The 20,697-nt window shown below is 67.6% G+C and carries 14 protein-coding genes; 5 read left to right on the top strand and 9 right to left on the bottom strand.

What is annotated here, in order from left to right:
* Window positions 1-112 precede the first annotated feature (112 nt).
* From LC060_RS03105 to LC060_RS03085, 5 genes are all read left to right on the top strand, one after another.
* Window positions 113-2,548, top strand: coding sequence for a glycoside hydrolase family 3 protein (locus LC060_RS03105; RefSeq protein WP_226632606.1), 2,436 nt, complete (start codon window positions 113-115; stop codon window positions 2,546-2,548).
* A gap of 14 nt (window positions 2,549-2,562) precedes the next feature.
* Window positions 2,563-3,561: an alpha/beta hydrolase gene (locus LC060_RS03100; protein ID WP_226632604.1), complete on the top strand. Its 999-nt coding sequence runs from the start codon at window positions 2,563-2,565 to the stop codon at window positions 3,559-3,561.
* Window positions 3,558-4,352 (top strand): GDSL-type esterase/lipase family protein, encoded by a 795-nt coding sequence (locus LC060_RS03095; protein WP_226632602.1) that lies wholly within the window; start codon window positions 3,558-3,560, stop codon window positions 4,350-4,352. The genes LC060_RS03100 and LC060_RS03095 overlap by 4 nt, the downstream gene beginning before the upstream one ends.
* Before the next feature lie 259 nt (window positions 4,353-4,611).
* Entirely contained in the window at window positions 4,612-7,581 is a 2,970-nt protein-coding gene (locus LC060_RS03090; RefSeq protein ID WP_226632600.1) for a TonB-dependent receptor, read from the top strand.
* A 77-nt stretch (window positions 7,582-7,658) separates the two neighbouring features.
* The gene (locus LC060_RS03085; protein ID WP_226632598.1) at window positions 7,659-9,179 is read left to right on the top strand and encodes a tryptophan halogenase family protein; all 1,521 of its coding nucleotides are present in this window, start codon (window positions 7,659-7,661) and stop codon (window positions 9,177-9,179) included.
* A 9-nt stretch (window positions 9,180-9,188) separates the two neighbouring features.
* Here LC060_RS03085 and LC060_RS03080 read toward each other — a convergent pair whose 3' ends face one another.
* Genes LC060_RS03080 through LC060_RS03040 form a run of 9 tightly spaced genes read right to left on the bottom strand, consistent with a single transcriptional unit; the run spans window position 9,189 to window position 20,695 of the window.
* Complete coding sequence (locus LC060_RS03080; protein WP_226632596.1) at window positions 9,189-10,472, bottom strand: DUF3422 domain-containing protein; 1,284 nt, start codon at window positions 10,470-10,472, stop codon at window positions 9,189-9,191.
* Window positions 10,466-12,844 (bottom strand): carbamoyltransferase HypF, encoded by a 2,379-nt coding sequence (gene hypF, locus LC060_RS03075; protein ID WP_226632594.1) that lies wholly within the window; start codon window positions 12,842-12,844, stop codon window positions 10,466-10,468. The genes LC060_RS03080 and hypF overlap by 7 nt, the downstream gene beginning before the upstream one ends.
* Complete coding sequence (locus LC060_RS03070) at window positions 12,844-14,295, bottom strand: nickel-dependent hydrogenase large subunit (RefSeq protein ID WP_226632592.1); 1,452 nt, start codon at window positions 14,293-14,295, stop codon at window positions 12,844-12,846. Before LC060_RS03070 ends, hypF begins: the two co-directional genes overlap by 1 nt.
* The gene (locus LC060_RS03065; RefSeq protein ID WP_226632590.1) at window positions 14,292-15,326 is read right to left on the bottom strand and encodes a HupU protein; all 1,035 of its coding nucleotides are present in this window, start codon (window positions 15,324-15,326) and stop codon (window positions 14,292-14,294) included. The genes LC060_RS03070 and LC060_RS03065 overlap by 4 nt, the downstream gene beginning before the upstream one ends.
* Complete coding sequence (locus LC060_RS03060) at window positions 15,323-16,705, bottom strand: sensor histidine kinase (RefSeq protein ID WP_226632588.1); 1,383 nt, start codon at window positions 16,703-16,705, stop codon at window positions 15,323-15,325. The genes LC060_RS03065 and LC060_RS03060 overlap by 4 nt, the downstream gene beginning before the upstream one ends.
* A 3-nt stretch (window positions 16,706-16,708) precedes the next feature.
* On the bottom strand, window positions 16,709-18,235 hold the full coding sequence (locus tag LC060_RS03055; protein ID WP_226632586.1) for a sigma-54-dependent transcriptional regulator: 1,527 nt from the start codon (window positions 18,233-18,235) through the stop codon (window positions 16,709-16,711).
* A complete protein-coding gene (gene hypE / locus LC060_RS03050; protein ID WP_226632584.1) occupies window positions 18,235-19,281 on the bottom strand; it encodes a hydrogenase expression/formation protein HypE in 1,047 nt (348 codons plus the stop codon). The genes LC060_RS03055 and hypE overlap by 1 nt, the downstream gene beginning before the upstream one ends.
* Complete coding sequence (gene hypD, locus LC060_RS03045) at window positions 19,278-20,444, bottom strand: hydrogenase formation protein HypD (RefSeq protein WP_226632582.1); 1,167 nt, start codon at window positions 20,442-20,444, stop codon at window positions 19,278-19,280. Before hypD ends, hypE begins: the two co-directional genes overlap by 4 nt.
* On the bottom strand, window positions 20,441-20,695 hold the full coding sequence (locus LC060_RS03040; protein WP_226632580.1) for a HypC/HybG/HupF family hydrogenase formation chaperone: 255 nt from the start codon (window positions 20,693-20,695) through the stop codon (window positions 20,441-20,443). Before LC060_RS03040 ends, hypD begins: the two co-directional genes overlap by 4 nt.
* Between the last annotated feature and the right edge of the window lie 2 nt (window positions 20,696-20,697).

The following is a 20,697-nucleotide window of genomic DNA, read 5'->3' as shown; positions in this document are numbered from 1 at the left end:
AGGCAAAGGCGTAGCCTTGGCGATGCCAAAATTTTCACATCGGCGAAAAATGGTAGCGCAATCATTCCGCATGTCCTACGGTTCCCGCGAAGAATTTCTGGACGAGGATGACATGAGGCGTTTCAACCGCATCGCGCAGGCGTTTGCGCTCAGTTCCTGCGCGGCGCTCGCGCTGGCCCAGCCTGCTCTTGGCGACGAGGCCCCCGCGCCCACTCCGGTGCACCCGGAAAAGTGGCCCGCGGCCAAGAGCCCCGACTTCATTGATCCCGCGATCGAGGCGAAGATCACCAAGCTCATGGCGCAGATGTCGCTGCGCGAGAAGGTCGGCCAGATGATCCAGGCCGACACCGCCGCGATCACGCCTGAGGACCTGCGCGAATATCCGCTCGGATCGATCCTCGCAGGCGGCAACTCGCCCCCGATTGGCGCGCCCGACCGCTCACCCGCCGAGCCCTGGATCGCCACCAGCCACGCCTTCGATGCGGTCGCGCTGGAAAAGCGCAAGGGGCACGTCGCCATTCCCATCATCTTCGGCATCGATGCGGTCCACGGCAATTCCAATGTCGTGGGTGCCACGCTCTTCCCGCACAACAGCGGGCTTGGCGCAATGCACGACCCCGAACTCATGCGCGAGATCGGCCGGGCCACTGCCGCCGAGACTGCCGCGAGCGGCATCCACTGGGCCTTCGGGCCCACGCTCGCCGTGCCGCAGGACGATCGCTGGGGCCGTGCCTACGAAGGCTATTCGGAAAACCCCGCACTCGTCGCCGCCTACGCCGCGCCGATGATCGAGGGCCTGCAGGGTACCCCCGGCACCCCCAACACCGTCCAGGCAGGCCGCGTCTCGGCCAGCGTCAAGCACTTCCTGGGCGATGGCGGCACCACCGAGGGCATTGACCAGGGCGACACCCAGGTCGACGAGGACACCCTCATCCGCATCCACGATGCAGGCTATCCGCCCGCCGTTGATGCGGGCACGATGACCGTCATGGCCTCATTCCAGAGCTGGAACGGGATCAAGATGCACGGCAACAAGGCCCTGCTCACCGATGTCCTCAAGGGCCGCATGGGCTTCGACGGCTTCGTCGTGGGGGACTGGAACGGCCATGGCCAGATTCCGGGCTGCACCAACACCGATTGCCCCGACACCTTCAACGCCGGGCTCGACATGGCGATGGCGCCCGACAGCTGGAAGGGCCTGTTCAACTCGACTCTCAAGCACGCCGAGGATGGCACCATCCCGATGGCGCGCATCGACGATGCCGTGCGCCGTATCCTGCGCATCAAGTTCAAGCTGGGCCTGTTCGACACGGCCCGCCCCTACGAGGCCAAGTGGCAGGACGTGATGGGCGCGCCCGAGCACCGCGCGATTGCCCGGCGCGCCGTGCGTGAGAGCCTCGTCCTCCTCAAGAACGAAGGCGTGCTCCCGATCAAGTCGAGCGCCAACGTCCTCGTCGCGGGCGAGGCAGCCGACGACATCGGCCGTCAGTCGGGCGGGTGGACGCTCTCCTGGCAGGGCGATGGCAACACCAACGCCGATTTCCCGGGCGCAACCTCGATCTACGCCGGCATCGAACAGGCGCTTGAAGCGGGCGGCGGCACAGCCACCCTCTCGGTCGACGGCAGCTTCACGCAGAAGCCCGATGTCGCCATCGTCGTCTTCGGCGAGGAACCCTACGCGGAGCTTCGCGGGGACATCCGCAGCCTCGAATTCCAGCCCGGCGACAAGAAGGCACTCGCGCTCCTTGCCAAGCTGAAGGCGGCCGGGATCCCGACCGTCTCGGTCTTCCTTTCGGGCCGCCCGCTTTGGGTAAACCCCGAGATCAACCAGTCCGACGCCTTTGTCGCGGCCTGGTATCCGGGCTCGGAAGGCGCCGGTGTGGCCGACGTTCTGGTGGGCGGTACGACCGACTTCACGGGCGCCCTCTCGTTCAGCTGGCCCAAGCGCGCCGACCAGTTCCGCCTCAACGCGGGCGATGCGGACTACGACCCGCTCTTCGCGCTCGGCTATGGTCTGAGCTATGCGAAGAGCGGCCACGTCCCCGCGCTCGGCGAGGAGCCCGGGATCGATGCCAGCGCGACCAATTCGAGCACCTACATTGCCGATGGTATTCTTGCGAAGCCCTTCACGATGAGCCTCGACGGCGCGGTCTCGCAGCGTCTCGTCGACAGTGCCGACCGCCAGGAAGGCGCGATCCGGCTCGACTGGGCGGGCGAAGGGCAGATGAACATCGATGGCCCCAACCTCAAGCTCGACCGCGAGGCCAATGCGGACATGAACGTGGAGGTGATCTACCGCCTCGACACTGTGCCGACGGCCCCCGTCACGCTTTCGCTGGGTTCGGGCACAGTGCGCATCGACGAAGCGCTGGCGCAACCGGGCACCTGGTCTTCGCTCAAGATCTCGCTCAAGTGCTTCGGCCAGCATGGCACGTACCTGGGCGGCATCACCAAGCCCTTCGCGCTCAAGGCCAAGGCGCCCTTCGCGGTCTCGATCTCGGACATGCGCATCGCCACCGACCCGGCCGGAACCGTCTGCCCCGAATAAGGAGGTCTCGCGCGATGACTGCTTCCCCCGCCACCTCGCGCCGGGCCCTGCTCGGCGGCCTCGCCGCGCTGGGCGTGGCCGCCACCGCGCGCAGCCGCAGCGCGCACGCGGGCCCCAAGGCGATCACCACCTCGGGGCCGACGATCCCGCTCTGGCCAAAGAAGGCGCCCGGGGCCCCTGCGCGCCTGCCCGAACGCAAGGTTTCGCAAGGGAGCACGGACCCCAGCTTCGATGAGCGCATCGTGACCGGCGTCGGCACGCCCTGGCTCGAGGTGCGCCAGCCCGCCTACCGCAATGGTTCCGCGGTACTGCTGATCCCGGGCGGCGGCTACGGCTTCCTCGCCTGGGACAATGAGGGGGAGGAGCAGGCCCGCTGGCTGACCCAGCGCGGCGTCACCTGCTTCATCCTCTCCTACCGCCTTCCCGCAGAGGGCTGGGCCAAGCGCGCCCTCGTGCCCTTGCAGGACGCGCAGCGCGCCATGCGGATCATCCGCTCGCGCGCCAGCGAATTCGCGCTCGATCCGAAGCGCTTGGCCGTGCTCGGCTTTTCGGCGGGCGGCCATCTGGGCGGCAGCCTCGCCACGCGCTTTGCCGAAGAGACCTATGCACCGCTCGACGCGATCGACGAAGTCTCCGCCCGCCCGGACCTTGCCGGGCTTATCTACCCGGTCATCTCGCTGGCCGAACCCTTCACCCACGCCGGGTCGCGCGACAACCTGCTGGGCGAAGGGGCGCCCGCCAAGGATGCCAAATACGCCTCGGTCGAGAACCGGGTTGGCGCGGACACCCCGCCGGTCTTCCTCACCGCAGCGAGCGACGATGGCCTCGTGCCCATCCAGAATTCGCTCGCGATGTACTCGGCGATGCTCGCGCAGCAGCGCCCGTGCGAATTCCACGGCTTCGACAAGGGCGGTCACGGCTTCGGCGTGCGCCTCGATCCCGCCACGCCCGCCCACGCCTGGCCCGACCTGTTCTACGCCTACGGCCAGCGCCACGGAGTCTTCGCGGCATGAAGCGCCTTGGCCTGCTGGTCGCCGGAGCGGCCCTCCTGATCGCGGCGGACGAGCCCGCGCCCTACCAGTCGAGCCCGGAACGCCGCACCGTCGAGGAGACCCGCGACTGGGGCCCCTGGGCCGGCCCATTCCGCGACAAGCTGGTCCCCTCCATGATGCGCGACTTCGGTGAGCGCTATCTCTACGCGCCCGCCAACGCGAAGCTGGCACCGCCCGCGCCGGGCGAACAGCGCGTTGTCTTCATGGGCGATTCGATCACCGACTTGTGGAATCTCGAACGCTTCTTTCCCGGCAAGCCCTATGTGAACCGCGGCATCGGCGCGCAGGTCACCGCGCAGATGCTGGTTCGCTTCGAGCAGGACGTCGTCGCCCTGAAGCCCCGCGCCGTGGTCATCCTGGGCGGCGTCAACGATGTCTCGGGCATGCTTCAGGTGGAGACCACCGAGGGTATCGTCAGCAACATCACCGCGATGGCCGACATCGCCGAGCGCCACGGCATCAAGGTCGTGCTCTGCTCGATCCTGCCGGTCACCAACACGCCCGAGGCGCAGTGGGTCGAGGCCGAACGCAAGCCCGCCCAGTTGCGCGCGATCAACGCCCGGCTGCGCGCGCTTGCCGCCGCACGCGGCTACGCCTTCGCCGACTACGCCCCGGCGATGAAGACCGACAAGGGTCTGCTGAAACCGGCATTCACGAAGGATGGCATCCATCCCACCGCGGCGGGCTATGAGGTCATGGCTCCGATTGCCGCAGCGGCAATCGCGCAGGCCCTCAACGACGATAATCGCTAAGCGATCAGTTCGCCCAAATCGAAAATTTTCAAGCGCCTTTCCAATAGGAAACGCGCACCGTGACGCGTTCGCGCAACACTGGACCGACAAATGTTAGCGGTCATCATTTTGTGTTGCGCGGGTATTTCACCGGTGATAGTAGCCAGCGCCACGGCGCGGCAATCGTCAGCATTCGTACCTATAGTTTTTGCCGCATCGCAAAATGATAGCGCTATCTAATAGATGCAGCGCAGCAGAGTTGGGACAGGAGGGCACCGAAATGGCAGCGTTCACTCGCATTCGTAACAGTTTCACCGGAATCCGTGGGGATATGCTCCTGCGCGCAGGCACCTCCGCGACCGCACTCGCGATCTGCGCCATGCCCGCGCTCGCCGCGGCTCAGGAGGCGGACACGCCTGCCGAAGCCACGCTCAACGAAGAGCAGGCGATCATCGTCACCGGCATCCGCGCCTCGCTCGAGAGCGCGATCGACCGCAAGCGCGACGCCGAAGTCGTCGTCGATTCGATCACCGCGCAGGACATCGGCGCCCTTCCCGACCGTTCGGTTTCCGAAGCGCTCCAGCGCATCCCGGGCGTCACCCTGCAGCGCACCAGCGAGGCGCGCGATCCCGCGCGTCTGTCGGGTGAAGGCGGCGGCGTCTTCATTCGCGGCCTCTCCTTCGTGCGCTCCGAGCTCAACGGCCGTGACGTGTTCTCGGCCAACAGCGGCAACTCGCTTTCGTTCGAGGACATCTCGGCCGACCTCATGTCGGGCGTGGACGTCTACAAGAACCCCTCGGCGGACATGATCGAGGGCGGCATCGGCGGCACCATCGACCTGCGCACGCGCAAGCCCTTCGATGCGCCGGGCTTCGTGGCTGCGGTTTCGGGCGACGTGAACTACGCGGACCTGCGCTCCAAGAGCTTCCTGTCGGGCAGCGCGCTCGTCAGCGACCGCTTCGACACGGGCCTGGGCGAAATCGGCGTCCTCGTTTCCTACTCGATCAGCAACATCGGCAACCGCACCGACTCGATCTCGGCCGACCGCTTCCTCCAGCGCGAGATGCCGACCGACGCGAACGGCTACAACGCGGGCGACACGGTCTACGTGCCCAACTCGGTCGGCTTCCGCCGCATCGACTGGCAGCAGGAACGCCGCGCCTTCGACGCCTCGCTGCAGTGGCGCCCCTCGGGTACGCTCGAGTTCACCGCCGAGGCGCTGATCTCGACCGCCAAGCCGCGCGACACCGAATACTACATCGGCAATTCGACCCAGATGGACCCGTCGACCCCGGGCTTCGTCTACGGTGAACAGAACCAGCTTGTGTCGGGCGTTGCCGACAACCAGCAGCCGCTGCTCGACACACGCGCCGGCAGCCAGGACAAGAAGAACCAGGACTACTCGTTCAAGGCCCTGTGGGAGCCCGACAGCCACTGGACCGTCACGGCCGATGTCCAGTACTCGAAGTCGACCGCCAGCGTCTATTCGATGACCGCCTTCACCGGCACGGACGTGGGCACCACCTTCGACTTCGACCTCGACGGCAACACCCCCTACATGAACATGCGTCCGACCGACCCCTCCCAGTCGCTTGCCGAAAAGGGCGCGAACTGGTGGGCCGCCGCGATGGACCACCTCGAGGACAACGAGGCGGACCAGTGGGCGATCCGCGGCGATGTCGAATACAAGTTCGACGAAGGCTTCCTGAAGTCCCTCAAGGTCGGCGGCCGCTGGTCGGACCGCACCGCGATCACGCGCCAGACCACCTACAACTGGGGCCTTCTTTCGGGCCAGTACTGGCTTCCGGGCAACGAAGTGCGCCTTGATGAGACTGGCTACCCGGGTGGCCCGCAGATCGCGGACCTGCCCAACCAGTCCACCTTCGTGCCCTTCAACAACTTCTTCCGCGGCGAAGCCAGCAACCCGACTTCGGGCCTCTGGCTGCCCGCACCCAGCCTCGTCAACCAGGGCACCGGCCATGCCTTCGACTACCTGGGCGCCACGCTCTCCAACGGTTGGGGCTGGGCTCCGCTCAGCGACGACTTCTCGCAGACCACCGGCCAGGGCGGCATCAACAATCAGGGCCAGGAAGTGCTCGCGGGTTACGCGATGGCGCGCTTCGGCATGGACTACAGCCCGGTCGGCCGCTTCGACGGCAACGTGGGCGTGCGGGTAGTCCACACCAAGCTCAATTCGCTGGGTTCAGCGATCAACGTCGGCACCATCTCGACGACCTGTGACCCGGCCGTCGCGACCAGCTGCGATGATTTCAACAGCGCCATGGCCTTTGCCTCGGGCGATCTGGGTACTTCGATCACCGCGGGCAGCAACAGCTACACCGATGTTCTGCCCAGCTTCAACCTGCGCTACTTCGTGACCGACGACTTCCAGGTTCGCTTCGCGGCCTCGAAGGGCATCTCGCGTCCGACCTTCGCGCAGCTGAACCCCTACACCTCGCTGAACTTCTCGTTCGACAACGACGGCAACCCCAACGGCACGGGCGTGGGCGGTGCGACCACCGCGTTCACCGGCACCGCGGGCAACCCGGACCTGAAGCCCACGCGCTCGAACAACTTCGACCTCAGCTTCGAGTACTACTACGGCCGCTCGAACAGCCTGACGCTGGCGCTCTTCTACAAGGAAATCAGCGACTACATCTTCGTCGGCCTGGAGCAGCAGGAGTACACCAGCGGCGGCGAGACGATCACTTTCGACGTCAACCGCCAGACCAACGGTGCCAAGGGCAAGATCAAGGGCTTCGAGCTGGCCTACACCCAGTTCCTCGACTTCCTGCCCGGACCGCTCTCGGGCCTGGGCTTCACCGGCAACCTGACCTACGTCGACTCGACCGGTGGCGCGAACTCCTCGGTCAACGTCTTCGACACCGCCAACGGCGAGAACGCAGGCCTCAACCTGCCGCTCGAAGGCCTCTCGAAGTGGTCCTACAACGTGGCCGCGATCTACGAGACGCCCGGCATTTCGGCCCGCGTCGCCTACAACTGGCGCAAGAAGTACCTGCTGACCACGTCGGCTGCGAACATCAACTACCCGGTCTGGAACGACGACTACGGCCAGCTTGATGCCTCGATCTTGGTCAACGTGAACGAGCACCTCAAGGTCGGCGTGCAGGGCACCAACCTGCTCACCTCGCGCACGTACCTGCGCGTGGGCGATCCCAGCTTCCAGCCGCGCTACAGCTGGACCGAGACCGACCGCCGCGTCGCCATGGTCGTGCGCACGCGCTTCTGATACCAGCTCCTCCCAAGGCCCCGGCTTTCTCCGCAAGGAAGAGGTCGGGGCCGACTTCTGACGGGAGCATCATGCCAATGGCCGGATCCGAACCCCAGCCTGTCCATTTCGTCATTGCCGGAGGCGGCAGTGCGGGCTGGATTTCGGCCGCGGTACTGGCTCGTTTTCTCCCGCCTCCCGCCGCGCGGATCACTCTCGTCGAATCCGAGGACATCGGCATCATCGGCGTCGGCGAGGCGACCGTCCCCCTGATCGGGGAGCTCAACCGGTTTTTGGGCATCCACGAGCCCGAGTTCGTGGCCGCCACCAACGGCACCTTCAAGCTGGGCATCGAGTTCGCCAACTGGGGCGAGATCGGCAACCGCCACTTCCACGGCTTTGGCGACTACGGCGCCGATATTGCCGGGCTTCCCGTCCACCAGCACTGGCTGCGCCTTGCCCGCGAGGGTCAGGTTCCGGCGCTGGGCGACTTTTCCATGGCCGAGGTGCTGGCCTCCCAGGATCGTTTCGTGCCGCACGAAGCGCTTTCGGGCGAAGCCGCGCAGTTCCGCCACGCCTTCCACTTCGACGCTGCGCTCTACGCCGCGTACCTGCGCCGCTTGGCCGAAGGCATGGGCGTCAAACGTATCGAAGGGCACATCGAACATGTCACCCGCGATGGCCAGAGCGCCCATGTGCGCGCCCTCCAGCTTGACGGGGATCGGCGCGTCGAGGGCGACGTGTTCCTCGACTGCACCGGCTTTGCCAGCCTGCTTCTGGGCCAGGCGCAGGGCGTCGGCTTCGAGGACTGGAGCCAGTGGCTTCCCTGCGACCGCGCCGCCGCTGTTCCCTGCGCGCGCGCGGGACGCTTCACGCCCTTCACCCGCTCCACGGCGAAGAAGGCGGGCTGGCAATGGCGCATCCCGCTCCAGAACCGCACCGGAAACGGCCATGTCTATTCGAGCGCCCATATCTCGGACGACGAGGCCGTCGCGCAGCTTCTGGATGGTCTCGACGGCGAGGCGCTGGCTGAACCGCGCCTGCTGCGCTTCACGCCCGGGCGCCGCTCCCGTTTCTGGGAGGGCAACGTGATTGCCATCGGCCTTGCCGCAGGCTTCCTCGAACCGTTGGAATCGACCGCGATCCAGCTGATCCAGACCGGCGTCACCCGGCTCGTCGAGTTCCTGCCCGGCAAGGTGCCCGACCCCGCACTGGCGGCCGAATACAACCGCCAGACCGCGCTCGAATACGAGCGCATCCGCGACTTCATCATTGCCCACTACTGCCGCACGCGCCGCACCGAACCGCTCTGGCGCCAGGTCGCGGCGATGGACCTGCCAGGCACCCTTAGCGCCAAGCTCGACGCCTGGGATGCCTGCGGCCGGGTTCCGATGTACGATCTGGAATCGCACCAGGAACCCAGCTGGGTTGCCATCATGCTGGGCCAAGGCGTGCTGCCCCGCACGGTCAATCCGCGCACCCGGTTGTTACCTGAAAAGGACCTGCGCGCCCTCCTCGACCAGCGCCGCACCACGCTCGCCCGCGCCGCCGAGCGGCTGCCGGACCATGCGACCTTCATCGCCAGGACCTGCGCCGCAAAACCTGCCCCGGCGGCCTGAGGCCCGTGCTCAGTCGAGGATGCGCTTCTTGAGGTGGTGCAATCCCAGATACATGCCGATCACCATGACCGGCGTCAGCGCGGCTACGACAAGGTGTGCATGGAAGTGCGGGGCCAGCAGTTCCACCCCTTCGAGCATGTGAGCGATGAGGCTGATCCCATAGTAGCTGAGCGCTACGACCGAGAGGCCCTCGACCAGTTGCTGCAGGCGCAGCTGGCGCGTGCTCGAGCGTTCCATTGAGGCAAGCAGGCGCCCGTTCTGGTTCTCGATGCGGGTCTCGACGCGGGTGCGCAGCAGCGAGACCAGCCGCTCGGTGCGCTGGGCCAGCTGCTCCTCGCGGCGGCGATGCGCGGCGCAGGTGCGCACCGCGGGCAGGAAGCGGCGCTGGGTAAAATCGGCGAGCGAGGGATGCCCCGGACAGGCGCGTATGTGGAGCCCCTCCAGCCGGTCCTCGACGATGGTGGCGTAGGCCTGCGTCGCGCTCAGGCGGTAATCGGTCTCGGTCGAATGGGCGATCAGCTCCATTGAAAGGCGCGTGACCTCGCTCAGGAGATCATCGTCGCGCACGGCAGGGTCGGCGACCTGCGAGGTGAGATCGCTGAGTTCATCCTCGATCCGGTCCAGCAGCTTCCAGCCATCCTGCGCCACCGGCAGGCCTAGCAGCGCCAGATTGCGGTAATTGCCCAGTTCCTGCAGGCGCTGAACCGAGCGCGAGAGATCGCCGCCCGCCATACCGTTGGCCGCCACCAGGATCTGGCCGTAGCCCTCGTCGCGAAAACGGAAGTCGGACCACACCCGCGCGGCCTGTTCGCCGTCCTGGCAGGAGATATGGCAGCTCACAAGGTCGAGCGGGTCGTAGCCCATCGCCGGGATCAGCGTGCGGGCGGCGTCCTCGTCCGGCACGATCAGCACGCGGATCGCACGCAGGACCTTGCCCGGCATCCCCTTGGCCCAGCTCAGCGCTTCCAGTGCAGCCGGATCGGGCGTGAAATTGCCCTCTCCGTCCACCAGCAGGCGGTCGATGAACAGCGTCGTCGTGCTGGCCTCGCTCTGGCGCTCCCAGCCAAAGGCAATGCCGGGGCCGAGCGATCCGGCGCGATGGCGAGGGTTCTCGCTGCGCCCGGCGACACCGCCCGAGGGCAGCGTCTCGACGCAGCGTAGTTCGGCCTCGCGCTGGTCCGGTTCAAGCACGCGCACGAACTGCACGATCGTGGAGGGCGCGCAGACGTGAGGCCAGCGCCGCAGGTGCATTTCCCCGACGATACGCCGCCGGAGGTCGTGTTCGTTCAGCATGTCCCCGTGTCCTCCTGCCAGTCCCCGATCATCTCGCCCCTGTTCAGCCGCGCCGCGGCCACCGCCGCTTGCCCCAACGAAAGTCCGCCATCGCCTGCCGGAACCCGTCGATGGACAAGGGGCACAGCCCCCGCATCCTCAATCCGCTGCGCCACCGCCTCGCGCAGGATGCGATTGTTGAACACCCCGCCGCTCAGCGCCACCCGACCATGGGATAAGGACGCCTCCCCCGCGCCTGCCAACGCGACAAGTGCATCGGCCAGCCCCAGGTGGAAGCGCGCGGCCATCTGCCCGACCGGTACGCCCGCGCCCAGATCGCGCGCCAGCGCCTGCCACAGGTGCGCGAAGTCCAGCCGCGCAAGGCCCGCCGCATCGCGCGCGAGCGCAAAGGGATAGCCTGCCTCCCCAGTCACGAAAGGTCGGGCCGCGGCCTCCAGCGCCATGGCGGCCTCGCCTTCGTGGGAGATGCTCGGCCCGCACACGTCCAGCGCCGCCGCCACCGCATCGAACAGCCGCCCGCCCGAGGAACAGACCGGGCTGTTGAGCCCCTGCGCAATGGCGCGTTGCAGGACCTGGCGCGATGGTCCTGCGGGCACGCGCTCGGCCAGCAATGGCACCGCGTCGGCCCACTCGTCCCCGAAGGCATGGCGGAGGTGCGCGAGCAGGTTGCGCCAGGGCTGTTTCATCGCCGCCGCTCCGCCCGGAAGCGCCACGGCGGGCAGCGCGCCGGTCCGCGCGGCCTCGCCATAGCCACCGCGCAGCACCTCACCGCCCCACAGCGTACCATCGCCGCCAAGGCCAAGGCCATCGCACACAAGGGCCGTGACCGTCTCGCCCGCCGCGACGCCATTCTCGGCCAGACACGCCGCAAGGTGCGCGTGGTGATGGTCGACGGTGACAAGCGGAAGGCCGCGCTCGTGCGCCAGAGCCCTGCCGATCCGGGTGGAAGCATAGTCCGGGTGGCCGTCCACCGCGATGGCGCCCGGCGTGAAAGCGTAGAGATCGCAGAATAGGTCGAGCATGCGCCGATAGTCGGCGCGCGCGACCGCGTCCTCGAGATCTCCGATATGGGGCGACAGGACGGCCTCGCGCCCACGCAGCAAGCAGAATGTCGCCTTGAGCTCGCCCCCCATGGCCAGGATCGGCACGGGCGCGGCGAGGCTTTCGGGCAGAAGGATCGGGTCGGGCGCGAGTCCGCGTGCCCGGCGCAGGACCACGGGCCCGCGCGCATCAAAGGCCATCACGCTGTCGTCGATGCGGTTGACGATGGCCCGGTCATGGCCAAGCCAGGCGTCGGCGATCCCGGCAAGTTTCGTGCGCGCCTCGCCATCATCGGTCACTTGCGGCTCGTCGCTGCGGTTGCCCGAGGTCATGACCAGAGGCGCCTGCAGCGCATCCATCAGGAGGTGGTGGAGCGGCGTGTAGGGCAGCAGGAGCCCCAGGTGATCCTGCCCCGGCGCCACGCCCTCGGGCAAGGCGGCTCCGTCCTGGCGAAGCGGCAGGAGGACGATGGGCGCGGCCGGGCTCTCCAGCGCCTGCGCGGCTTCGTCCGACACTTCGCACAGCTCCCGCCCGGCTGTGAGCGAGGGAACCATGACCGCGAAGGGCTTGGCATCACGGGCCTTGCGCGTGCGCAGCTTTGCCACGACTTCGGCATCTGAAGCGAGACAGGCGAGATGGTAGCCCCCCAGCCCCTTGATCGCGACGATGCATCCCTTGCGCAGCAGGTCCACGCTGGCGGCCAGCGGATCGAGCGCGCCCTCCCCCTTTCCGCTCAACTCCAGCCGGGGACCGCAGGCGGGGCAGGCGATGGGCTGGGCGTGAAAGCGCCGGTCCGCTGGGTCCGCGTATTCGCGCGCACAAGCCTCGCACAGCGCGAAGTCGGCCATGCTGGTACGGGCACGGTCATAGGGAAGCGCGGACATGATCGAGAGGCGCGGACCGCAATGGGTGCAGTTGCCAAAGGCATAGCCATAACGCCGGTCGGCCGGATCGCGCAGTTCGGCGCGGCACGCCGGACAGGTGGCCGCATCGGGCACGATGCCCGTCGTCACGGCCCCACCGCCACTGCGCGCAATCGCGAAGTCCTCGCCACATGCGAACGGCGCGGTCCCCAGCACCTCCACTGAGAGAACGCGGGCCAGCGGCGGAGCCTCGTGGCGCAGACGCGCCTCGAAATGGTCGAGCGCCTCGGATGGGCCTGCGACGCGCACAAGAACACCCTCGCCATCGTTGGCAACATCGCCCGCCAGCCCGAGCGCGCGGGCGCACTGCCACACGAACGGACGGTAGCCGACCGCCTGCACCTGTCCGCGAACGCGCAAGGTCCGGTAACTGCGATCCACGGTGAGAGGATCGGCGGCGCGCGCCATCAGTGCACCGTGCAGACCATGCACGGGTCGAACGAGCGGACCACGTGCTGCACCGCGACCGGCTCCTCTTCGCCGGGCCGGATCGGGGTTCCCTCCAGCGCCTGCTCCAGTGGGCCGGGAACACCGCGCCTATCGCGCGGGCTGAAGTTCCAGGTGGTGGGCGCGATGATCTGGTAGTGGTCAAGCCGCCCTGCGTCCGCGCACAGCCAGTGTCCCAGCGATCCGCGCGCGGCTTCGGTCAGCCCGGCGCCTTCCCCGACCGGGGCCAGCGCGCTGTGGTCGATGAAGGGTGCATCGGGATCGATGGCGGAAATCCAGCCCTCCATCGCGGGTACGACGAGCGCGAGTTCGAGCATACGCGCCGCGATGCGCGCGGTGACATGGCCGCCCTTTCGGGCCATATCAAGCGCGAGGGGGTGGCCATCCACGAGCAGGCGGGAAAGCGCGCCCACTTCCACCACCTGTCCGCCCAGGCGCGGCGCCTTGCACCACGAATAGGCATCCTCGTTCTGCACGTCAGGCACCGGCGCATCGCGCAAAGGCCCGTGCGCACCGGCCATCTGCGCGTACCAGGCGTGGCTCACGTCCTCGGCGATGGACGCGGTCTCAAGCGGTTGCACCGCGCCTGCCACCCACACCCCTTGCGCGAAGAGATGCCCTGCACCCTGTTCGTAGGCGCCAAAGCTCATATGCGCGTTGCGGGTACGCCCGAGCCGGTCCAGCTCCAGCGCGCGCGCCACCTGGAGGAACTGCGCGAAGTCGCTGCTGCGCCCCTCGCTCCAGGCGTGGAGAGCCTCGGTGCTCGCCAGCTCGCCCACGGCTTCCAGCTTGTCCCCGAAGAGCGTGGTTTCCAGGTACTGACGGAAGCGGCGGATGAGGGTGAGCACCTGGACCTTCTCAGGCCGCGAGATCGCCCGGGTCGAGCCTCCAGGCTGGATCGAGAGCGTGTGCGGCCACTTGCCCGCCAGCAGCCCCATGATTTCCATCCAGCTGGCGCGGGCCTGCAAGGCCTCGCGCGCGGCGCTGCCCTTGATCGCGCGAAACCGCGCCGCAATGGGCGCGTACCAGGCTTCCCTAGCGTACACCTCGCGCGCGAAGTCGGGCATGAAAAAGAGGTAGAAATGCGTAAAATGGTCCGCCAGGTTCTCGACCGCGTGGACAAGGTTCACCGCGTAGCCCCCCGCCTCGGGCACGGCCGCGGGACTGAGCCTTGCCAGCGCACGCGCGGCCGCAACCGACTGCGAGACCGAGCAGATGCCGCAGATGCGCGGCGCATAGACCAGCGCGTCGTGGACCGGCTTACCCACCAGCATGCGCTCGAACCCGCGGTAGAGCGGCGAGGAGACCTCGGCGCTGACCACCGTGTCGAGACTGGTGTCGAGGCGCACTTCCAGATCGCCTTCGACCCGGTTGAAGGGCCCCATGATGAGGCGTGTGCCCTCCCCGCTCATTGCTTGCCCTTGCCCGGCTTTGCGCCACCGGCATCCCGCGCCTTGTCGCGCGGCAACGTCACCATGCGGTCGCGCGCGGCGTTGTCCTTGAGGCGCGCGGGCGTGGCCGCCTTCGACAGCGAGGCGAGCGCGACGAACCAGGCCTTGGGCATGTCGGTGGGCAGGCCCACCGGGATACCGGAAATCTTGGGCGTCTGGGTAAATTCATGGCCCGGCTCCTCGAAGCCCGGCGCGGTGCAGTTGATGCAGGGATAGTTGCCATCAAGGCAGGAGCCCGACCCGTTCCAGGCACGGATATTGCAGTCCGCGCGCGCCTGCGTGCCCTTGCAGCCCAGATGCTCCATCATGCAGCCCATGTCGCACAGGTTTTCCGCGCTGGCCTTGAACTCGTAAAACTCATTGCGCGCGCAGCCATGGTGGACAAGATGCCCGGTGTAGGCGAGCGGCCTTTGCCACTCGTCGATATCGCGCTCATCAAAAACCCCTGCCGCAATCTGCTGAACGGTCTGGGTAAACCAGTCGGGGTGGATCGGACAGCCCGCAATGTTGATGACCGGCAAGCCCTTGCCCGAACGGAAGTCGGGCCCCAGCAGGCCGCCCGCCTGGCGCCCGTCGTAGGCAAGCCCCACCGCGCCGACCTCGTTGCCGCCCGCTGCCGTAATTCCGCCAAAGGCCGCGCAGCTGCCAACCGCAAGCACATAGTCCGCGCGCAGCGCCACGCGCTCGATCACGCGCATCATCGCCTCGTCGGTCCCGGCCATGCGGTGGAACAGGCCGGTGCCATCGGGGCCCGTCATCACCGAACCTTCGAGGCAGAAGATATCAAGAGGTTCATCGCCTGAGGCGACCGCCTCGATCCGCGCGCGCGCCTCCCTCCCGCTGGCCGCGCTCAGCGACGGATGCCAGACGATCTCCACCCCGGCCAGCTCCAGGGCCGAGACGAGATCGGGCCCCTGCGCGCCAAGCAGCGAGAGCGTGCAGCCCCCGCAGCCCCCCGATTGCAGCCAGAGCAGGCGCACGGGCCGGGTCATGGCGTGCCCTCGCCAGCCGGAAGCGCCAGGATGAACGAAGCGCCCCCCGACGCGTTCTCAGCGTAGGCGAGGCTCCCGCCCAGCTTTGCGGCCATATTGTAGCTGACGTAGAGCCCAAGCCCCGTTCCCGAACCGATCGGCTTGGTGGTGAAGAAGGGTTCGAAAATCTTGTCGCGGTTGGCGGTCGCGATACCCGGTCCGTTGTCCGCTACCTCCAGGTAGACCAGCGCGCCCTCGCGCCAGGCGGTCACCCGCACCTCGCCCGCTTCGCGGCCCTCCAGCGCGTCGCAGGCATTCTGGATCAGGTTCACCGCGATCTGGTGCAGCTGGCCCTTACGGCTTGTCACGTCGAGCGGATCGGGCAGCTCGAAGTGGAAGTCGGGCCGCGCACGCTGGGCCTTGGCCACCCATTCCGCCGCCGTGCGCACAAGCCGGGTGAGATTGAAGGTCTCGGGCGTTTCCTCCTGGTTGGAGGAGAAACGCCGCAGGTCCTGGACGATGTCGCGCACCCGTTCGGCACCTTCCAGCGTCCCGTCGACGAGGGGGCCGATGTCTTCCAGGATACGGTCGATGCGCAGCTGCGTGCGCAGCGCCTCCAGTTCGGGGTCGGAGGGCGCGCGGCCCGTCGCCTCAAGATAGCGCGCAATCGCCTCGCCGTAGCGCTTGAGCGCGTACATGTTGCCGAAGACAAAGCTGATCGGGTTGTTGAGTTCGTGCGCGACGCCCGCGACAAGGCGGCCGAGCGCGGCCATCTTCTCGCTCATCAGAAGCTGTTCCTGCGTGCGCTTCAGCGTGCTGTGCGCCTCGTCAAGTTCGCGGTAGGCGCGCTGCAGTTCGCCCAGCGGCCTCCCGACGAAGACGAAGCCGCAGGAGCGCACACTTCCCTCGCGGCGCGGGGCGATGTTGGTGGAGATGAGGCCAAGCGCCCCGCCGGGCATCTGGAGGTGCCATTCGCGCTGGTCGACCAGCGTGCCTGCGCGCACCTCGTTCATCGCCGCATGGACGTCCTTGCGCTCGCCGGGCGCAAAGAGCGCCTCGACCTCGCGTCCCAGCAGCGCCTCCTCGCTCTCACCCAGAATGCGCACGAGCGCGCGGTTGGTGCGCAGGATGTGCCCCTCGGCATCGCAGGCGATGACGACATCGGTCATGGCATCGAGAACGGAACCGATGAAGTCGTGCGCCTCGCCCAGTTCGCGGTGCTGCTCCTCGAGCGCGGTCTGCGATTCCACGAGCTCGGAATAGACCGCATCCATCTGCTGGATGACCTCGATCCACAGCTCCTCGCCGCCGCCTTCGCCCAAGGCCCCGGCGATCCCGTCGATCCCGCCCGCCAGCAGCGGCGGGGGTGTCGGGGTGCCTCTATGTCCCTGGTCCGCCACGGATCAGTGCACCGCGCGGCGGGCGATGGGATGGACGTTCTCGAGCCCGTAGCGGTCGAGCTTGGAGCGCAGACCCACGCGCGAGAGGCCCAGTTCGCGCGCGACCTGGCTCTTGTTCCAGCGGTGGCGGATGAGCGCATCGCGGATCATCTCGGCTTCGAGCGCCTCGACCCGCTCCTTGAGCGAACCGCTCGCCTGTTCGGCCGAACGGGCTGCGGGCGCGGGGCTCTCGGCAGGTGCCTCGTTCGTGGTCTCGACGCGCGGGGAGCCCCCTTCGCCGCCGCGCACGCGCGAGGAGAGGACATCGACATCGAGCCACTCCCCCTCGCGCCCGCGCACCACCATGCGCTGCACCTCGTTCTGGAGTTCGCGCACGTTGCCCGGCCAGGGATAGGCAACGAGCCGCGCCATGGCCGCCTCGCTCACGCCCCGGACCGGCTTGTCCATGGCCTTCGTCGCCTGGGCGAGAATGGCCTCGACAAGGACAGGCAGGTCGCAGGTGCGGTCCTTGAGGTCGGGCAGGCGCACGATCATCCCGGCAAGGCGGTAGAACAGGTCGGCGCGGAAGCGCTTGGCGCGTACTTCCTCGTCCAGGTTGCGGTTGGTCGCCGCGATCACGCGCACGTTGACCTTGCGCGTGACGGTGCCGCCAAGCGGGCGCACCTCGCCCTCCTGCAGCACGCGCAGCAACTTGACCTGAAAAGCAGCCGACACCTCGCCGATCTCGTCAAGGAAGACGGTGCCTCCATCGGCGCGCTCGAACAGGCCGATGTGGTCGGCCACCGCGCCGGTAAAGGCGCCCTTGCGGTGGCCGAAGAGCTCGCTCTCCAGCAGTTCGTCGGGCAGCGCGCCGCAGTTCTCGACCACGAAGGGCTTGTCCCAGCGGTGCGAGCCATAGTGCAGCGCGCGCGCGGCCAGTTCCTTGCCGGTCCCGGATGCGCCGAACAGAAGGACGGGCAGGTCGTACGGCGCGACATCGGCCAGCTGGCGGCAGACACCCTCCATCGGACTGCCCGGCGCGCGCACGATGCCGTCCTCGAAGCTGTAGGCGCGGCGCAGCTTGTCGCGCCTCTCGCCCACCAGCTTGTCGGCGGCTTCGGGCAGCATCTTCAGCTCGATGGCGAGCAGGTCATTCTGGCGCTGGAGGTCGAACAGGCGGCAGGCGGCCTTCAGCGTCAGCAGCAGGTTGTCGGGGTGCCAGGGCTTGGTGATGTACTGGAAGATGCCCGCTTCGTTGATGCCATCGATGATGTCGTGGGCATCGGTGTAGCCCGAGATGATCATGCGGATCACATCGGGCCAGCGGGTCTTCACCTCGGTCAGGAAGTCGACCCCGGTGCGCTCGGGCATGCGCTGGTCGCACAGGATGACGTGGACGTTCTGCGCCTCAAGGTGCCGTTCGGCCGCCGCCGTGCTGGCCGCGGTCAGAACCTCGAAATCGTGATCGAGAATGCGGCGCAGCGATTCAAGCGAACGGATCTCATCGTCGACGACTAGCACCACAGGCAGGCTGGAGACGGAATCGGGCATCAGCAGATCCTCGGCAATTGTTCGCCCGAAAGCCAGTCGACAATGCGCGTGCCTCCAATCGCGGTGGTCATGCGCACGAAGCCGGGCTCTTCGGCCGTGACCGTGCCGATCCGCGCGGCATCGGTGCCCTCGCCATGGCTGCGCATGATGGCAAGCAGCGTCTCGGCGTCGGCCTCCTCGCAGATACAGACCAGCTTGCCTTCGTTGGCGATGTGGAGCGGGTCGAGGCCCAGCAGTTCGCAGGCCGAGGCGACCTCGCCCTTCACCGGGATCACCGCTTCCTCGATCAGAACGCCCAGCCGCGTACCCTCGACTAGTTCGTTGAGCGTGGAGGAAAGCCCGCCGCGCGTCGGATCGCGCAGCAGCGCGATGCCCGGCACGGCGGCCACCATGTCGGCGACCATGCGGTGGAGCGCGGCGCTGTCCGAGGTAATCGTGGTCTCGAACTCCAGCCCCTGGCGCTGTGACATGATCGCGACGCCATGGTCGCCCAGCGTGCCCGACAGGAGAATGGCCTGGCCCGCGGCAAGGCGGTCCGGTCCGATCTCGACGCCGTCCGGCACGACGCCGATGCCGGTGGTGGTGATGAAGACCCCGTCACCCTTGCCGCGCTCGACAACCTTGGTGTCCCCAGTCGCAATGGGCACCCCGGCGCGGCGGGCGGCCTCGCCCATGGAGGCCGCGATGCGTTCGAGGTTGGCAAGCGGGAAGCCCTCCTCGATCACGAAGGCAGCCGTCAGCGCAATCGGCCGCGCGCCGCCCATCGCGACATCGTTGAGCGTGCCGTGAACAGCGAGCGAACCGATGTCGCCGCCGGGAAAGAACAGCGGCGAGATCACGTGTCCGTCGGTCGAGACGACGATGCGCCCGGCCGGACGGTCCAGCCGCGCGGCGTCGTGTCCCTGCTCCAGCAGCGGGTTCGCGAAATGGGGCGCGAAGACCGAGGCGATGAGTTCGCTTGTCGCACGTCCGCCCCCCCCGTGGCTCATCGTCACGCGCGCATCGGCGGGAAAGCGCTTGGCGCGGATCGGCTGCATTGCGGTCATGCGGCCTGCTCCGCCATGGCCTTGTCCTTTGCCATCTCGGCCAGCGTCTCGGCGCGGCGGTAGGTCCAGTAGGCCGCGCACGAGCCTTCCGAACTGACCATGCAACTGCCCATCGGGTTGTCGGGCGTGCAGACGGTGCCGAAGAGCTTGCAGTCCTTGGGCTTCTTCACCCCGCGCAGGATCGCGGGGCATTCGCACGACTTGACCTCGCGCGAGGTCTTGTCGCTCAAGTCAAAGCGCGCCTCGGCATCGAAGGCGGCATAGGCGGGCCGGATCGCGAGCGCGCTCCTGGCCACCATGCCAAGCCCGCGCCATTCGAAGGCCGGGCGCAGCTCGAAGATTTCGTCGACGAGGTCCTGCGCCTTGGTGTTGCCCTCGCGCGTGACGACACGCGCGTACTGGTTCTCCACCTCGACCCGGCCTTCGTTGACCTGACGGATCAGCATCAGCACCGACTGCAGGACGTCGAGCGGCTCGAACCCGGCGATGACCACCGGCTTGCGGTAGGTCTCGGAGAGGAACTCGTAGGGCTTCGAGCCGATCACGGTGGAAACGTGGCTGGGCCCCAGGAACCCGTCGAGATGCACGGCCTCGTCCGGATCGATGTCGGGCGCATCAAGGATGTGGCGGATCGCTGCGGGCGTCAGGACGTGGTTGCAGAAGACCGAAAAGTTGGTGAGCCCTTCGTCGGCGGCCTGCCGGATGGCGAGCGCGGTAGGCGGGGTCGTGGTCTCGAAACCGATGCCGAGGAAAACGACCTGCCGGTCGGGGTTCTGGCGCGCGATATCCAGCGCATCGAGCGTGGAATAGACCATGCGCACATCCGCACCTTGTGCCTTCGCGCTGAGCAGTGAACGCCGCTTCGAGCCGGGCACGCGCAGCATGTCCCCGTAGGAGCACAGGATCACGCCGTGCCGCTCGGCCAGTTCGATGGCATCGTCGAGGCGGCGGATCGGCAGGATGCATACAGGACAGCCCGGACCGTGGACGAACTGGACGTTCGCGGGCACCAGATCCTGCACGCCGTAGCGGAAGATCGCGTGGGTGTGCCCGCCGCAAAACTCCATGAAGTTGTAGCTGCGTACAGGATCAGCCTCGGCCCGGATCGCGGCGGACAGCTTCTCGGCAAGCGCGCGGTCGCGGAATTCCTCGACGTACTTCATGCAGCGTCTCCCGCGATCTCGTCCAGTTCGGCCTGGAGCAATCCGCCTTCGGCCATCATCGCCAGGGTCCGCTCGGCCTCCTCCTCGCTGATCTTGTGGAGCGCATAGCCCACGTGGAGGAGGACGTAATCGCCCACCGCGACCTCGTCGAGCAGGGCGACGGAGACCGTCTTGACCACCCCGCCCAGCGACACGGTGGCCATGTCGTCGGCAAGGACGGCGGTGACGAGAGCGGGAATGGCAAGGCACATGG

It is taken from the genome of Novosphingobium profundi (genome assembly GCF_020524485.1).
Lineage (GTDB): Bacteria > Pseudomonadota > Alphaproteobacteria > Sphingomonadales > Sphingomonadaceae > Novosphingobium > Novosphingobium profundi_A.
Note: the sequence above shows the minus strand (reverse complement) of the source record. Positions and strands in the feature narration are given on the sequence as shown.

Excerpts from the sequence above, each read along its gene's own strand:
- LC060_RS03105 (WP_226632606.1), top strand. The coding sequence starts at position 113 with ATGAGGCGTTTCAACCGCATCGCGCAGGCGTTTGCGCTCAGTTCCTGC.
- LC060_RS03100 (WP_226632604.1), top strand. The coding sequence starts at position 2,563 with ATGACTGCTTCCCCCGCCACCTCGCGCCGGGCCCTGCTCGGCGGCCTC.
- LC060_RS03095 (WP_226632602.1), top strand. The coding sequence starts at position 3,558 with ATGAAGCGCCTTGGCCTGCTGGTCGCCGGAGCGGCCCTCCTGATCGCG.
- LC060_RS03090 (WP_226632600.1), top strand. The coding sequence starts at position 4,612 with ATGGCAGCGTTCACTCGCATTCGTAACAGTTTCACCGGAATCCGTGGG.
- LC060_RS03085 (WP_226632598.1), top strand. The coding sequence starts at position 7,659 with ATGGCCGGATCCGAACCCCAGCCTGTCCATTTCGTCATTGCCGGAGGC.
- LC060_RS03080 (WP_226632596.1), bottom strand. The coding sequence starts at position 10,472 with ATGCTGAACGAACACGACCTCCGGCGGCGTATCGTCGGGGAAATGCAC.
- hypF (WP_226632594.1), bottom strand. The coding sequence starts at position 12,844 with ATGGCGCGCGCCGCCGATCCTCTCACCGTGGATCGCAGTTACCGGACC.
- LC060_RS03070 (WP_226632592.1), bottom strand. The coding sequence starts at position 14,295 with ATGAGCGGGGAGGGCACACGCCTCATCATGGGGCCCTTCAACCGGGTC.
- LC060_RS03065 (WP_226632590.1), bottom strand. The coding sequence starts at position 15,326 with ATGACCCGGCCCGTGCGCCTGCTCTGGCTGCAATCGGGGGGCTGCGGG.
- LC060_RS03055 (WP_226632586.1), bottom strand. The coding sequence starts at position 18,235 with ATGCCCGATTCCGTCTCCAGCCTGCCTGTGGTGCTAGTCGTCGACGAT.
- hypE (WP_226632584.1), bottom strand. The coding sequence starts at position 19,281 with ATGACCGCAATGCAGCCGATCCGCGCCAAGCGCTTTCCCGCCGATGCG.
- hypD (WP_226632582.1), bottom strand. The coding sequence starts at position 20,444 with ATGAAGTACGTCGAGGAATTCCGCGACCGCGCGCTTGCCGAGAAGCTG.
- LC060_RS03040 (WP_226632580.1), bottom strand. The coding sequence starts at position 20,695 with ATGTGCCTTGCCATTCCCGCTCTCGTCACCGCCGTCCTTGCCGACGAC.